Below are 15,255 nucleotides of genomic sequence, written 5' to 3'. Positions count from 1 at the left end.
GATAAAGCGAACGAAGCGTTGAACGCTCAGGCCGCGGCGAACAGCTGCTGCAGTTCGCCCGATTCGTACATCTCCATCATGATGTCCGAGCCGCCGATGAACTCGCCCTTCACATACAGCTGTGGAATGGTCGGCCAGTTCGAGAACACCTTGATCCCCTGACGGATTTCGTCGTCTTCGAGCACATTGACGGTCTTGATTTCACCGACGCCGCACGCTTTCAGGATCTGGATGGCGCGGCCGGAAAAACCGCACATCGGGAACTGGGCCGTGCCCTTCATGAAGAGAACGACGTTGTTGCCGTCGACGATTTGCTTGATGCGTTGTTGCGTATCCATGACTGACCTTGCGGTTCCGATAAAGGATGGGAATAGGCTGAAATGATAGCGGATTTCGCTACGGGCGGCCGCAGCCGCGTCGCGCCTGGGGTTTTAGCCTCGGCGACCGCGCTTAGGCCGCGGCGGCGCGCAACACGCCCCCGCTGATGCGCTCGATGCCGGCGAGATCGCGCTCCGAGCGGACCTCGGCAAAACCGCGCGCGCGCAGCAACGCGCGCACGGCTTCGGCCTGGTCGTAGCCGTGTTCGATCCACAGCGCGCCGTCGGCGACGAGACGCTCGGGCGCACCGGCGACGATCGCGCGGATCGCGCTGAGGCCGTCGGCCTCGTCGGTGAGCGCGCCGCGCGGCTCGAAGCGCAGATCGCCTTCGGCCAGATGCGGGTCGCCGCTCGCGATATACGGTGGATTGCTGACGATCGCGTCAAAGCGCGGCGCGGCGTCGAGCGAGCCGTACCAGTCGCTGTGCAGGAACGTTACGGCGCCGCCGGGACGCTTCGCGTCGAGCAGGCGCGCGCCGTTGCGCGCAGCGACGGCGAGCGCGTCGGCCGAGCGGTCGAGTGCCCAGAGCTTGGCGTCGGGCCGCATCGACGCGATCGCCACCGCGATTGCGCCGGTTCCGGTACCGAGATCGAGCACACGCGGACGCGGCCGGGCTTCAATCGCCGCGAGCGCGGTCTCTACCAGCAGCTCGGTTTCGGGACGCGGAATCAGCACCTGTGGTGTTACTTCGAATTCGAGCCCGAAGAACTCGCGCGCGCCGACGAGTTGCGCGACCGGCTCGCCGGCTATGCGCCGCGCCTCCAGCGCGCGATAACGATCGACGCTCGCGCGTTCGAGCGGCTCTTCGCCGCGCGTGATCAGCTGCGTGCGCCGCCAGCCGAGCACATGCGTGAGCAGAATCCGCGCTTCGAGCGGCGGCAATGGCGATGCACGCAATAGCACGTCGGCCGTCGCGGGGGCAGCGGCGGGCTCGAGCGGGACCGGGGAGGCGTCGGTCATTGTCGGGGCGTCAGTCCGCGTCGCCGAGCGAGGCCAGCAGCTCGGCCTGATGCTCGCTGACGAGCGCCGCGATCAGTTCTTCGAGATCGCCGTCCATGATCGCGTCGAGGCGATATAGCGTCAGGTTGATGCGGTGATCGGTGAGGCGCCCCTGCGGGAAATTGTACGTGCGGATGCGCTCCGAGCGGTCGCCCGAACCGATCAGGTTCTTGCGCGTCGCCGCTTCCTTCGTCTGCTGCTCGTGCGTCTGCTTGTCCTTGATGCGCGCTGCGAGCACCTTCAGCGCGCGGTCCTTGTTCTTGTGCTGCGAGCGGTCGTCCTGACATTCGACGACGATCCCCGTCGGTAAGTGCGTGACACGCACCGCGGAATCGGTCTTGTTGATGTGCTGGCCGCCCGCGCCCGACGCGCGGAACGTATCGATGCGCAGATCGGCCGGATTGATCTCGACTTCACCGATCTCGTCCGCTTCCGGCATCACCGCGACCGTGCAGGCCGACGTGTGAATGCGGCCCTGCGTTTCTGTGGCCGGCACGCGCTGCACACGATGCCCGCCGGACTCGAACTTCAGCTTCGAATATGCGGCATCGCCGGCAATTCGCACGATGACTTCGCGATAGCCGCCGAGATCCGATTCGCTCGCCGACATCATCTCGACCTGCCAGCGGTTGCGTTCGGCATAGCGCAGATACATGCGCAGCAGATCGCCAGCGAACAGCGCGGATTCGTCGCCGCCGGTGCCCGCGCGGATTTCGAGGAAGATGTTGCGCTCGTCGTTCGGGTCTTTCGGCAGCAGCATTTTCTGCAGTTCGACGCCGAGCGTCTCCATACGATCGCGCGCCGCGCGGATTTCCTCTTCGGCGAAATCGCGCATCGACGCGTCGGCGAGCAGTTCCTGCGCGGTGGCTGCGTCGTTCTGCGCCTGTCGCCACAGACCGTAATGCTCGACGACCGGGCCGAGCTCCGCGTGTTCGCGCGTGAGCTTGCGGTATTGGTCGAGGTTGGCGGTGATGTCCTCGCGGCTCAACAGGTCGTTCAGTTCGGCCAGCCGGGTGGTCAGCTGGTCGAGCTTGCGTTGCATGCTCGTTTTCATCGGGCGGGTAGCGGAGCGGACTCCGGAAAGGATGCGGCCAGGGAAAAGGGCGAATGCCCGGGGCGGAAGCACTTCGCGAGCCACGGCGGTGGCGCGCGGGGTGCGGCGAGCACTGCGCCGCTAACGCTCGGAAGAGCCGGAGTGTTTGTAGAAGCCGCTCATCAGCTCGATCAGCTTGTCACGGTTGTCGCTGCTCGCGCGGTTCAACGCGTGAGTAGGACCATGGATCAGCTTGTTGGTGAGCGACTGCGACAGTGCTTCGAGCACTGCGGCCGGATCGTCGCCGCGCGCGAGCATTTTCTGCGCGCGTTCGACTTCCGCGCGGCGCAGCGTATCGGCCTGCGTGTGCATGTGGCGGATCACCGGCACGATGCTGCGCGCGTCGAGCCATTGCATGAAGTTCTGCACGCGCGTTTCGATGATCGCTTCGGCCTGCGCGACTGCGGCCTGGCGCGACGCATTGCCTTCGCGGACGATCGCGCCGAGGTCGTCGACGGTGTACAGGAACACGTCTTCGAGCTGGCCGGCTTCGGGTTCGATATCGCGCGGCACCGCGAGGTCGACCATGAAAATCGGCCGGTGACGGCGCGCCTTGACCGCGCGCTCGACCGCGCCGAGACCGATGATCGGCAGCGTGGACGCCGTGCACGACACGATGATGTCGAATTCGTGCATCCGGGAGGGCAGCTCGGAGAGTGGAATGGCGCGGCCGTTGAAGCGCTCGGCGAGCCGCATACCGCGCTCGGCGGTACGGTTCGCGACGACGAGTTCACGCGGATGTTGCGCGGCGAAATGCGTCGCGCAGAGCTCGATCATTTCGCCAGCACCGATGAACAGCACGCGCTGGTTCGCGATCTTGTCGAAAATGCGTTGGGCGAGGCGTACCGCGGCGGCGGCCATCGACACCGACTGCGCGCCGATTTCGGTGGTGCTGCGCACTTCCTTTGCGACGGCGAAGGTGCGCTGGAACAGCTGGTTCAGGTAGGTGCCGAGAGCGCCGGCTTCGGAGGCGGTGCGAACCGCGTCCTTCATTTGTCCGACGATCTGCGTCTCGCCGAGCACCATTGAATCGAGCCCCGATGCGACGCGGAACGCGTGACGCACGGCTTCGGACTGCGGCAGCGCGTAGACGTGCGGCGCGAGTTCATCGATGGGGAGGTTGTGGTACTTCGACAGCCACTGGACCGAGGCTTCGCGCGCGGCGAGATCGTCGGTCGCGCAGTACAGTTCGGTGCGGTTGCAGGTGGACAGAATTGCCGCTTCCGGCGCATTGGGGGCCATGCGGCCCACCCAGATGCCTTTGAACGTATCCAGAGCGGGCTTGATCTGTTCGAGCGGAAACGCCACGCGTTCGCGCAAGGCGACAGGCGCAGTGTGATGGTTAATTCCGATCGTTAGAAGCTGCATTTGGGGGAGCTATCGTTCAGCCCTATATTATAGCGTTTTCACGATTCTCACATCCTGCACGCGGTATACCCCGCATGTGTCAGCTCTCGCCTGTCTGGGGCTCCGGCGGAATCGCGTCGAGCTGGTAACCGTAACCATAGACCGGCGTCAGCGCGTAGCCAAGCTCCGGGCGTAGCTGCAGCTTGCCGCGCACGCGCGACGCGTGAGTGTCGATGGTGCGCGACTTTACGTCGCGGCGGCGCGACCACACGGTTTCGAGAATATGCGCGCGCGACACCGGTCGGGCCAGATTGTTGAACAGCAGTAGCGCGAGGCGGAATTCCTTTGGCGTGAGGATGACGGTCATCTCACGGAAGGTCACGGCGCAATTCGCCGCGTCGAAGGTATAGCCGCCGATCACGTCGCGCCGGCGTTTGGGCGGCCGGCGCAGGCCCGCGCGGCGTTGCAGCGCCTCGACGCGCGCGAGCATTTCGGGGCCGCGCACTGGTTTGCTGAGGCAGTCGTCGGCGCCGGCGTGCAGCGCGGCTACGATCTGGCACTCGCGCGGTGCCGAAATCAGCATCATGATGGGCAGACCTGGCAGAATGGAGCGCGCGCGCGGGATAACGTCTTCGGCGCAATGGTCGCCGGCCCAGCTTTCGGTGATCAGCAGGTCGAAAAATTCATCGGTGGCGTGCTGCAGGAAGGTGGCGCTGGTGGTGAAGTGAAGGCACACATGGCCGCCGGCGAAAATGAGCCGGTCGACCAGTTTGGCGTGTTGCAGGTCGGGTTCGATAAGGGCGATGCGCATGGCACGGCGTCAGCCGGGCAACGAGCGGAGCGCGAGGTGTTTTCGTCAGGCTTGCAACTTGCCTAAGCACACCCCGACCCCTAAACTCAACCGCTATGCGGAAAGCGCCGTGCTGAACTTCTATAGTTAAAGAGCCCAAAATGCTAGCCTTGGCGGCTCCGTCGGCCTATGAGACGAATCCGAAATTGAACTTGTCCTGTTTCGGCACCCAATCCGGAGCCCACGCCTGATGGGTTGGCCGGGCATTCTCGTTCTCGGCGTCGTGATCGGCCTCACGGGCTGGTGGTTGCACCCGCTGCCCAGGGTGAGCCGCGCGCGCTGGTGGGTCGCGCTCTTGGCCGGCGTGCTCGGCACGAGCATCGCGCGCATGGCCGGCAACGTGACAGGTCTTTTCCATGACGGCGACATGCTCGAGTGGCCGGTATGCACCGCCGTCGCGCTTATCGCCGTCGCCGTAACGGTCGGCCTCTTTTCGCGCCGGTCAATCCGTCGATGAATCCTTGCAGGTAACTCCATGAACGCCCGACTCCCCGAAACCTCCTCCATTCCCGAGCGCCTCGCGAGCCTGCGCGCCGCGATGGCGCGCGAAGGCATCGCCGCTTACCTCGTGCCGTCGGCCGATCCGCATCTGTCCGAGTATCTGCCAGGTCGCTGGCAAGGCCGCCAGTGGCTGTCGGGCTTCACCGGCTCGGCCGGCACGCTGATCGTCACCTCCGATTTCGCCGGCGTCTGGACCGATAGCCGCTACTGGGAGCAAGCGAGCGCGCAACTCGCCGGCACCAGTGTCGAGCTGATGAAGATGACTGGCGGCCAGCTCACGACGCCGCATTTCGAATGGCTCGCACAGAACGTCGCGAGCGGCGGCACGGTCGGGGTGGATGGCGCGGTGCTCGGCGTCGCGGCCGCGCGTGCGCTGAGCGCAGCGCTGAACGCACGCGGCGTGCAGCTGCGCACCGACGTCGACCTGTTCGACGCGATCTGGGCGCAGCGCCCGGCGCTGCCCGCCGACGCCGTCTTCGAGCACTCCGCGCCGCAAGCGGGCGTCGCGCGCGCGGACAAGCTCGCGCAGGTACGTCACGCGATGGCCGACAAAGGCGCGCAGTGGCACTTCATCTCGACGCTCGACGACCTCGCCTGGCTGCTGAACCTGCGTGGCGCCGACGTCAGCTACAACCCGGTGTTCGTCGCGCACGCGCTGGTCGGCGTGGATCGCGTGTCGCTTTTTATCGCTGACGGCAAAGTGTCGCCGGCGCTCGCCGACGTGCTCGCGCGTGACGGTATCAGCGTCGAGCCGTACGCCAAAGCCGCCGACGCGCTCGCCGCGCTCCCAGCCGGCAGCACGCTGCTGGTCGACCCGCGCCGCATCACGTACGGCTCGCTGCAGGCGGTGCCGTCGGGGGTCAAGGTGGTCGAAGCGGTCAATCCGTCCACGTTCCTCAAGTCGTGCAAGACCGCCGCCGATGCCGCGCACGTGCGCGACACGATGGAGCAGGACGGCGCGGCCCTCGCCGAATTCTTCGCCTGGTTCGAAAGCGCGCTGGGCCGCGAACGCATCACCGAGCTGACGATCGACGAGCGTCTGACGGCCGCCCGCGCGCGCCGTCCTGGGTTCGTGTCGCTGAGCTTCGCGACGATCGCGGGCTTCAACGCGAACGGTGCGATGCCGCACTATCGCGCGACCGAAGAGTCGCATGCGGTGATCGAAGGCAACGGCCTGCTGCTGATCGATTCGGGCGGCCAGTACCTGAGCGGCACGACCGACATCACGCGCGTCGTGCCGATCGGCACGCCGAGCAATGAACAGCGCCGCGATTTCACGGTCGTGCTGAAGGGCATGATCGCGCTGTCACGCGCGCAGTTCCCGCGTGGCATCCGCTCGCCGATGCTCGACGCGATTGCGCGCGCGCCGATCTGGCAGGCCGGCGCCGACTATGGTCACGGCACCGGTCACGGGGTCGGCTACTTCCTGAACGTGCACGAAGGCCCGCAGGTGATCTCGCACTACGCGCCGGCCGAACCGTGGACCGCGATGGAAGAGGGCATGATCACCTCGAACGAGCCGGGTCTGTATCGGCCGGGCAAATGGGGCGTGCGCATCGAAAACCTCGTGCTGAACGTGGCCGCCGAAAAAACCGAATTCGGCGACTTCCTGAAGTTCGAAACCCTGACGCTGTGCCCGATCGACACGCGCTGCATCGAGCTGTCGCTGCTGCGCGACGACGAGCGCGCGTGGCTCAACGGGTATCACGAGACGGTGCGCGCGCGCCTCTCGCCGCATGTGTCGGGTGACGCAAAGGTGTGGCTCGAACTGCGCACACAACCGATCTGAGCGTAGCGGCGATCTTCCAAACGGAGCGTGGTGCATGGCGATCAAGGCAGTGGTGTTCGATTTCGGCGGCGTGCTGATCGACTGGAGTCCCGAGTACCTGTACCGCGAGCTGATTCCCGACGAATCGGAGCGCCGCTGGTTCCTCACGCACGTCTGCTCGATGGACTGGGTGATCCGCCAGGACGGGGGGCAGCCGATCGTCGAAGCCACCGACGAGCTGATCGCGCAGTTTCCCGATCACGAATCGTTGATTCGCGCGTTCTACGAGCGCTGGCATCAAATGGTGGCGGGGGTGCTCGACGACGGCATCGCGCTGATGGAAAAGCTCGAAGCGGCCGATGTACCGCTCTTCGGGCTCACCAACTGGTCGGCCGAGACCTTCCCGTATGCGTGGGAGCATTATCCGGTGCTGCGGCGCTTTCGCGACATCGTCGTGTCGGGGCGCGTGAAGCTCGTGAAGCCCGATCCGGCGATCTTCGCCGAGATGCGCCGGCGCATCGAGCTGCAGATGCCCGGCGTCGAGCCGGCCGAGCTCGTCTTCATCGACGACAACGCGAAAAACGCCGAAGCCGCGACGGAGCTCGGCTGGCACGGCGTGCATCACACGAGCGCCGCGCAAACGGAGGCGAAGCTGCGCGAGTTGGGCTTGCCGGTTTGAGCTGAGCGCTGCCGTTACTGTCCCAGCAGATTTTTCAACGCATTGCCGAGGCCTTTGACGGTCTCGCCCGCGCCCTTCGCGACCCCTTCGACGCTGACCCCGAGCGCCTTCGCAAACCCCTCGCCGATGCGCTTGAGGATCCCTTCGCGCACCGAGAACTTCGGATCGCGCAGATCGCCGTCGAGCACGAAATGCAGTGTGATGTTGCCGTCATGCGTCTTCAGCGCGGCGACCGCGGCGCGGGTCGGAATCGACATGAACGTCTCGAGCGGATTGTCGGTTTCGGCGAGCTGCAGATTGTGGACCGTCACCGTGCCGGGCGCGTGCAGGTGATAGTTGCGCACCGTCGATTCGATCGACAGATCGACGGTACCGCCCGTCACCTGCGCGCGCGTGCCGGCCTTCTTCAGCAGATAGGGATCGAGCATCGCGACATCGACACCATGCAGCGTGGTCGTGGTCTGCGAGTCGCGGCTGGCGATCCTGATCCAGCCGTCGAACGTCACGGTGCCGGTATGCGCCGGACCCCTCAGTGAGCCGCGAACGCTGACGTTGGTCGGCTCAGCAAGCGACGGCAGATGCAGATTGTCGACGCTCGCGTTTGCGTTGCTGACCGTGACCTTGAATGGCGGCGGCCCGACGCTCATGTCGTAGAAGTGGAAGTTGCCGTGTTCGAAGCGGATACGGTCGACCTGCTGTTCCCGTGGGATCGACGGCGCTGTGTTAGCGCCGCCCGGACGATCGCCGCGGTTCAGCGATTCGCGCAGATTCGGCAGCAGATTGAGCGAGCCGTCCTTGGTGCGTAGCACGGACATGTCGAAGCCGCGCACGACGACCTCGCGGATATGCATGCGCCGCGCGATCAGATCGCGCACGTCGGGGGTGATCGTGATTTCGTCGGCGCGTAGCGGTTCGCCCGCCGGCCAGCCTGGCGGCGCCTTCAGCACGACGTGGGTCAGGTGTACCGAGGTGAGGCCGACGTCGATACGGTCGGCGCTGCCGAGCGGCCCGAGCGCCGCGCTGACGCGATTCTTGACTTCCTGTTGCGCGAATTGCATCGCGCCGACCGCGATCAGAATCAACGCCAATAGCGTTCCGCCCACGACGACGATCCAGCGCCTGCCCTTCGACATCGCCATGCCTGTGTCTCCTCGTCACGGCGCCGCGCGTCGCGCAGCGCCGTGTTGACCGTCTGTCGTGTGCGCGGGACTTTCACGCGCGCCTGCATCAAGTGACGAATAGCAACGCGCATGCCCCGTGGCCCGTCCGGCATTGCGCCAGAGGGGCCGGTGTGCCCCGCTTATTAGCGCGAGATCGGCTTGTAGCGCAGACGCTTCGGCCGCGCGCCTTCCTCGCCGAGACGAGCGCGCTTGTCCGCTTCGTATTCCTGGTAGTTGCCGTCGAAGAACGTGACTTGCGAGTCGCCCTCGAACGCGAGGATATGCGTCGCGATACGATCGAGAAACCAGCGATCGTGCGAGATCACCAGCACCGAACCCGCGAATTCGAGCAGCGCGTCTTCGAGCGCGCGCAGCGTTTCGACGTCGAGGTCGTTCGACGGTTCGTCTAGCAGCAGCACGTTGCCGCCCGCGATCAGCGTCTTCGCCAGATGCAGACGACCGCGCTCGCCGCCGGACAGATTGCCGACGATCTTCTGCTGGTCGCCGCCCTTGAAGTTGAAGCGGCCGATATACGCGCGCGACGGTGTCTCATACTTGCCGACCGTCAGCACGTCGGCGCCGCCTGAGATCTCCTCGAACACCGTCTTGTTGGCTGCGAGCGCTTCGCGGCTCTGGTCCACATAAGCGAGCTTGACGGTCGGGCCCTGCACGATTTCGCCCGAATCCGGTTGTTCGCGGCCGGTCAGCATACGGAACAGCGTCGACTTGCCGGCGCCGTTCGGACCGATGATGCCGACAATCGCGCCGGCCGGAATCTTGAAGCTGACGTTATCGAGCAGCAGACGATCGCCGTACGACTTGCTGACGTTCTTGAACTCGATCACTTCATTGCCGAGGCGGTCGCCGACCGGAATGAAGATTTCCTGCGTTTCGTTGCGCTTCTGGTAGTCCTGGCTGTTCAGTTCCTCGAAGCGAGCGATACGCGCCTTCGACTTCGCCTGGCGGCCCTTCGGGTTCTGGCGCACCCACTCGAGTTCCTTCTTGATCGCCTTCTGGCGCGCCGACTCCGACGCTTCTTCCTGCTTCAGACGCTCTTCCTTCTGATCGAGCCAGCTGCTGTAGTTGCCCTTCCACGGAATGCCGTGGCCGCGGTCGAGTTCGAGAATCCACTCGGCGGCGTTGTCGAGGAAGTAGCGATCGTGCGTGACGGCGACCACGGTGCCCGGGAAGCGCGTCAGGAACTGCTCGAGCCATTCGACCGATTCTGCGTCGAGGTGGTTGGTCGGCTCGTCGAGCAGCAGCATGTCGGGCTTTTGCAGCAGCAGCTTGCACAGCGCCACGCGGCGCTTTTCGCCGCCCGACAGATGCTCGATCTTCGCGTCCCATGCCGGCAGGCGCAGTGCGTCGGCGGCGATTTCGATCTGCTGCTCGGCGCTGCCGTCGGTGGTCGCGAGGATCGCTTCGTACTTCGCCTGCTCGGCGGCGAGCGCGTCGAAGTCGGCGTCCGGCTCCGCGTAGGCCGCGTAGATTTCGTCGAGCTTCTTCTGGGCATTGAACACGTCGCCGAGACCTTCTTCGACCGCTTCACGCACGGTCTTCTGCGGATCGAGTTGCGGCTCCTGCGGCAGATAGCCGATGTTCAGGTTCGGCATCGGCGTGGCTTCGCCTTCGATCTCCGTGTCCACACCCGCCATGATGCGGATCAGCGTCGACTTGCCCGAGCCGTTCAGACCGAGCAGGCCGATCTTCGCGCCGGGGAAGAACGATAGCGAAATGTCTTTGAGGATCTGGCGCTTGGGCGGCACGATTTTGCCGACCCGGTTCATGGTGAAAACGTATTGGGCCATTTGCTTGCAGTAGACGTTGACGATGCCGGCCGCGTGCGGGCGGGCAGTCGGGGTTGAATGGGTAATCGGTGTCAGGGCCGGGCGGAACATCCGGCGCCGGCCGGCGCGGCGTCGGATTCGACGACGCTGCCGCGCGCGGCGTGTGGTTCAGGTGGCATTGTACTTCGCGGCGGGGGGCAGGCGGCAGGGGCCGGACCGCTGGCGGGCCGCTTCACGGACCGGGTGGTGCGCTGTTTGCGCGCGCTGTGTCGCCGATCTTCGGAGCCATTGCGCGACGCCGCCGTGCGGTGAGCAGGCGGCGGCGTCCAGCCGCAGTGTCAGTTCGCGCGCTGTCCCGTCACCGGATCGAAGAAGTGCAGATGTCGTGCGGGCAGCGCGAGCTGCAGCGCCTCGCCTGCCGCCGGACGATGAGCGTGCGGCAGTCGCGCGGTCACGTCGTGCTTGCCCCAGCGGCCGTGGGCGAGATTGTCCGCGCCGAGAATCTCGCAGGAGTCGACGGTGAGTGTGGCATCGGCCGTGCCAGGGCTCAGATGCTCGGGGCGAATGCCGAGCGTCCATTCGCGGCCCGTCGCGACCTCGCGGCCGATCGACGGCACACCCGCGAGCGGCAGCTTCGGGCCGTTGCCGGCGACGTCGAAGGTAGAACCGTCGTCAGAAACGCGGCCTTCGAGCAGGTTCATCCCCGGCGAGCCGATGAAGCTCGCGACGAACACCGTGGCCGGCCGCTCGTAGACTTCGGTCGGCGCGCCGATCTGCTCGGCGTGGCCCTTGTTCATTACGATCACGCGTTGCGCCAGCGTCATCGCTTCGATCTGATCGTGCGTGACGTACAGGCTCGTGGTCTTCAGGCGCGCATGCAGGCGCTGGATTTCGAGGCGCATCTGCACGCGCAGACGGGCGTCGAGATTCGACAGCGGTTCGTCGAACAGAAACACCGCCGGCTCGCGCACGATCGCGCGGCCCATCGCGACGCGTTGCCGCTGCCCGCCCGACAGTTCGCGCGGCTTGCGTTGCAGCAGCGCGCCGAGTTCGAGAATCTGCGCGGCGGCTTCGACGCGTTTCGCGGTCTGCGCGCGATCGACGCCCGCGATCTTCAGCGCGTAACCCATGTTCTCGGCCACGCTCATATGCGGATATAGCGCGTAGTTCTGGAACACCATCGCGATGTTGCGGTCCTTCGGCTCCAGATCGTTGACGACCTTGCCAGCGATCGAAATGCTGCCGTCGGAGATGCGCTCGAGCCCGGCGACCATCCGCAGCAGCGTCGATTTGCCGCAGCCGGACGGGCCGACCATCACGACGAATTCGCCGTCGGCGACGTCGACGTCGATGCCGTGCAACACGAACTGTTTGCCGTCGTAGGTTTTCTTAACGCTTTGCAGAGTCAGTGCAGCCATGCCGTTCTAGCCTTAATTTTTGAGTGCTTGTCGCGGTCCGCGATACCGCGTCATTTTTCCGAATCCACGAGGCCGCGCACGAACCAACGCTGCATCGTCAGCACGACGACGAGCGGCGGCAGCATCGCGAGCAGCGTGGCCGTCATCACCAGATGCCATTCGGTCGCGGTATCGCCGGAGGCGATCATGCCCCTGATGCCGATCACCGCGGTGATCAGCGACTGCTGGCTGGTGATCAGGATCGGCCACAGATACTGGTTCCAGCCGTAGATGAAGGTGATCACGAAGAGGGCGGCCATCGTGGTCCGCGACAGCGGCAGCACGACGTCCCAGAAGAAGCGCAGCGCGCCTGCGCCGTCGATGCGCGCGGCTTCCATCAGCTCGTCGGGCAGCGTCTTGAAGAACTGGCGGAACAGGAACGTCGCGGTCGCCGACGCGATCAGCGGCAGCGTCAAACCGGTGTACGTATTGCTCAGATGCATCGACGACACCACCTGCACGGTCGGAAAAATGCGCACTTCGACCGGCAGCATCAGCGTGATGAAAATCAGCCAGAACGCGGCGGTGCGAAACGGAAAGCGGAAGTAGACGATCGCGTATGCGGAGATCATCGACACGGCGATCTTGCCGATCGCGATTACGAGCGCCATCACGAGGCTGTTGAGCAGCATGCGGTTGAACGGCGCCGCCGCGTTGCCGGTGCCTTGTGTCCAGATTGTGACGATGTTCTCGAACAGGTGCGTGCTGGGCACGAGCGACAGCGGCACCGTGAACACCTCGTGCTCGTTCATCGTCGCCGCGCAGAACGCGACGTACACCGGAAACACCACCAGCGCGACGCCGATGATCAGCACTGCGTGACAGAACAGGTCGAAACCGCGTCGGTTCTCGATCATGAGTATTGAACCCTGCGTTCGATGAAGCGGAATTGCACGACGGTCAGCGCGACGACGATGATCATCAGCACGACCGACTGCGCGCCGGAGCTGCCGATGTCGAGCCCCTGGAAGCCTTCGGCGAAGATCTTGTAGATCAATGTGCGGGTCGCCTGGCCTGGTCCGCCGCCGGTCGCCGCGTCGATCACCGGGAAGGTATCGAAGAACGCGTAGGTGATGTTGATCACCAGCAGAAAGAACGTGGTCGGCGACAGCAGCGGCAGCGCGATGCCGAAGAAGCGGCGCACCGGACCGGCGCCGTCGATCGCGGCCGCTTCGATCAGCGAGCGCGGAATCGCCTGCAGTCCCGCGTAGAAGAACAGGAAGTTGTAGCTGATCTGCTGCCAGACCGATGCAAGCACGACGAGGAACATCGCCTGTCCGGGGTTCAGCGCGTGATTCCACACGACGCCGTATTTCGCGAGCGCATACGTGACGAGACCGATGCTCGGGTTGAACAGGAACGACCACAGCACCGCGGCGATCGCGGGCGCGACCGCGTACGGCCAGATCAGCAACGTTTGATAGGCCTTCGCGCCGCGCGTCACACGATCAGCGCAGACCGCAAGCAACAGGGAGATCACGAGGCCCGACACGGTGACGAGCGTGCAGAACACGATCGTCGTGTTGAACGACGCGAGATATAAAGGATCGGCGAACAGCTGCTTGAAGTTCGCGAGTCCGACGAACTGGCTCGACGTGCCAAATGCGTCCTGAGTTTGCGTCGATTGCCAGAGCGCGACGCCGGCCGGCCACAGGAAGAACACCAGCGTGATGATCAGCTGCGGCGCGACGAGCAGGTAGGGCAGCGCGCTGGTGCCGAAGTAAGAGCGCTTATCCATCGGGATGTCCAGAGTGTGGTGCAACAACGGGTTCCGGCGCGGTGGCGCCGGAACCCTGCCAGCAGGCGATGCTTAGCTACCGGCCTTTTCGAAGCGGCGCAGCAGTTCGTCGCCGCGCGAGACGGACGAATCGAGCGCCTGTTGGGGCGTCTTCTTCTCCGCCCACACCTGCTCGAGTTCTTCGTCGATCACGGTGCGGATCTGCGGCATGTTGCCCAGACGCAGGCCCTTCGTGAACGGCAGAGGCGGCTTGTTCAGCATCTGGCGGATCGCGGTGTCGCTGCCCGGGTTCTTGTCGTAGAAGCCCTGCTGGCGCGTCAGCTCGTACGCGGCGGTGGTGATCGGCAGATAGCCGGTGTCCTGGTGCCACTTCGCGGCGACCGGCGCCGTGGCCAGATACGCGAGGAACTTCGCGACCCCCTTGTAGACGGCCGGGTCCTTGCCCGACAGCACCCACAGGCTCGCCCCGCCGATGATCGCGTTCTGCGGCGCGCCCTTCACGCTGTCGTCGTACGGCATCATGCCGGTGCCGAAGTTGAATTTCGCGTATTTCTTGATCGTCGCGAGCGAGCCCGACGAGTTCGTGATGATGCCGCAGTCGCCGCTATAGAACTTCGACACCGGTTCGTCCTTGCGGCCGACATAGGTGAACGTGCCGTCCTTCGCCATGCTTTGCAGGAACTGGATGTGCGCGACCTGCAGCGGCTTGTTGAATTCGAGCTGCGCGTCCATGCCGTCGAAGCCGTTGTTACGCGACGCGAACGGCGCCGCGTGCCACGCGCTGTAGTTCTCGAGCTGAATCCAGCTCTGCCAGCCCGACGAGTAGCCGCACGACATGCCCGACGCCTTCAGCTTCTGCGCATCGGCGTGCAACTCGGCCCAGGTCTTCGGCGGCTGGTTCGGATCGAGGCCGGCCTTCTTGAACGCATCCTTGTTGTAGTACAGCACCGGCGTCGAGCTGTTGAACGGCATCGAAATCAGCTCACCGGTCTTCGAGTCGCTGTAATAGCTGGCGATGGTCGGCACGAAGGCCTTCTGATCGAGCGGCACGCCCGCGTCCTTGAAGACTTGCGTGACCGGGACGATGGCTTTCTTCGCCTGCATCATCGTTGCGGTGCCGACTTCGTAGACCTGCAGGATCGCCGGCGCGTTGCCGCTGCGATAGGCGGCGATGCCGGCGGCGAGGGTCTGGTCGTAGGTGCCCTTGAACACGGGCACGATCTTGTAGTCGCTCTGCGATTTGTTGAAGTCGTTCGCAATGTCGTTCAGACGTTCGCCCAGCGCGGCTTCCATCGCATGCCAGAACTGGATTTCGGTCGCGGCGTGAGCTGCCTGGCTGACGCCGATGCTCAATACCGCGGCGACGGAAAGTGAGCGGAACAGCGGCTTGTAATTCATCGATTTATCTCCTGTTCGTAAGGGCGCGGACGCGAATCGCGCGATTCTAGTTGTGTTCGATGACATTCCGGCGTCGGATGCCGTGCGGCGCGGTCCAAGG

General features: G+C 64.9%; 14 protein-coding genes. 3 read left to right on the top strand and 11 right to left on the bottom strand.

Annotated elements, in window-relative coordinates:
• Nucleotides 1-26: 26 nt before the first annotated feature.
• The 5 genes from grxD to VSR82_RS29805 all read right to left on the bottom strand — a co-directional run bounded on the left by grxD (nt 27) and on the right by VSR82_RS29805 (nt 4,628).
• Nucleotides 27-338 (bottom strand): Grx4 family monothiol glutaredoxin, encoded by a 312-nt coding sequence (gene grxD / locus VSR82_RS29825; RefSeq protein ID WP_008918687.1) that lies wholly within the window; start codon nt 336-338, stop codon nt 27-29.
• 112 nt (nt 339-450) lie between these two features.
• A complete protein-coding gene (prmC, locus tag VSR82_RS29820; protein WP_429461787.1) occupies nt 451-1,338 on the bottom strand; it encodes a peptide chain release factor N(5)-glutamine methyltransferase in 888 nt (295 codons plus the stop codon).
• A gap of 10 nt (nt 1,339-1,348) precedes the next feature.
• Nucleotides 1,349-2,431 (bottom strand): peptide chain release factor 1, encoded by a 1,083-nt coding sequence (gene prfA, locus VSR82_RS29815; RefSeq protein ID WP_013090660.1) that lies wholly within the window; start codon nt 2,429-2,431, stop codon nt 1,349-1,351.
• A gap of 120 nt (nt 2,432-2,551) precedes the next feature.
• Nucleotides 2,552-3,838, bottom strand: a complete 1,287-nt coding sequence (gene hemA, locus VSR82_RS29810; RefSeq protein ID WP_368584328.1) for a glutamyl-tRNA reductase — start codon at nt 3,836-3,838, stop codon at nt 2,552-2,554.
• Nucleotides 3,839-3,917: 79 nt separating this feature from the next.
• A complete protein-coding gene (locus VSR82_RS29805; protein WP_368584327.1) occupies nt 3,918-4,628 on the bottom strand; it encodes a response regulator transcription factor in 711 nt (236 codons plus the stop codon).
• Between the two features lie 229 nt (nt 4,629-4,857).
• Between VSR82_RS29805 and VSR82_RS29800 the strand changes: the two genes are divergently transcribed.
• The 3 genes from VSR82_RS29800 to VSR82_RS29790 are packed head-to-tail and all read left to right on the top strand — an operon-like array spanning nt 4,858 to nt 7,615.
• The gene (locus VSR82_RS29800) at nt 4,858-5,124 is read left to right on the top strand and encodes a hypothetical protein (RefSeq protein WP_368584326.1); all 267 of its coding nucleotides are present in this window, start codon (nt 4,858-4,860) and stop codon (nt 5,122-5,124) included.
• 18 nt (nt 5,125-5,142) lie between these two features.
• Entirely contained in the window at nt 5,143-6,957 is a 1,815-nt protein-coding gene (locus tag VSR82_RS29795) for an aminopeptidase P family protein (protein WP_429461790.1), read from the top strand.
• Nucleotides 6,958-6,991: 34 nt separating this feature from the next.
• A complete protein-coding gene (locus VSR82_RS29790; protein ID WP_410850252.1) occupies nt 6,992-7,615 on the top strand; it encodes an HAD family hydrolase in 624 nt (207 codons plus the stop codon).
• A gap of 14 nt (nt 7,616-7,629) precedes the next feature.
• On the opposite strand, the gene VSR82_RS29785 is transcribed toward VSR82_RS29790, so the two are convergent.
• The 6 genes from VSR82_RS29785 to ugpB form a co-directional block, all read right to left on the bottom strand.
• On the bottom strand, nt 7,630-8,754 hold the full coding sequence (locus VSR82_RS29785; protein WP_429461793.1) for a DUF748 domain-containing protein: 1,125 nt from the start codon (nt 8,752-8,754) through the stop codon (nt 7,630-7,632).
• 164 nt (nt 8,755-8,918) lie between these two features.
• On the bottom strand, nt 8,919-10,583 hold the full coding sequence (ettA, locus tag VSR82_RS29780; protein WP_152853645.1) for an energy-dependent translational throttle protein EttA: 1,665 nt from the start codon (nt 10,581-10,583) through the stop codon (nt 8,919-8,921).
• 317 nt (nt 10,584-10,900) lie between these two features.
• Nucleotides 10,901-11,980 carry a sn-glycerol-3-phosphate import ATP-binding protein UgpC gene (locus VSR82_RS29775; RefSeq protein ID WP_429461795.1) on the bottom strand — a complete coding sequence of 360 codons (1,080 nt, stop codon included), beginning with the start codon at nt 11,978-11,980 and terminating at the stop codon, nt 10,901-10,903.
• A 50-nt stretch (nt 11,981-12,030) separates the two neighbouring features.
• Nucleotides 12,031-12,876 (bottom strand): sn-glycerol-3-phosphate ABC transporter permease UgpE, encoded by an 846-nt coding sequence (gene ugpE, locus VSR82_RS29770; RefSeq protein ID WP_429461797.1) that lies wholly within the window; start codon nt 12,874-12,876, stop codon nt 12,031-12,033.
• Nucleotides 12,873-13,757, bottom strand: coding sequence for a sn-glycerol-3-phosphate ABC transporter permease UgpA (gene ugpA, locus VSR82_RS29765; RefSeq protein WP_429461799.1), 885 nt, complete (start codon nt 13,755-13,757; stop codon nt 12,873-12,875). The genes ugpE and ugpA overlap by 4 nt, the downstream gene beginning before the upstream one ends.
• A gap of 72 nt (nt 13,758-13,829) precedes the next feature.
• Complete coding sequence (ugpB, locus tag VSR82_RS29760) at nt 13,830-15,155, bottom strand: sn-glycerol-3-phosphate ABC transporter substrate-binding protein UgpB (RefSeq protein WP_498858298.1); 1,326 nt, start codon at nt 15,153-15,155, stop codon at nt 13,830-13,832.
• Between the last annotated feature and the right edge of the window lie 100 nt (nt 15,156-15,255).

Source organism: Burkholderia sp. JPY481 (assembly GCF_038900515.1).
GTDB lineage: Bacteria > Pseudomonadota > Gammaproteobacteria > Burkholderiales > Burkholderiaceae > Paraburkholderia > Paraburkholderia youngii.
The sequence above is the reverse complement of the archived record's forward strand: the minus strand, read 5'-3'. Positions and strand labels throughout refer to the sequence as shown.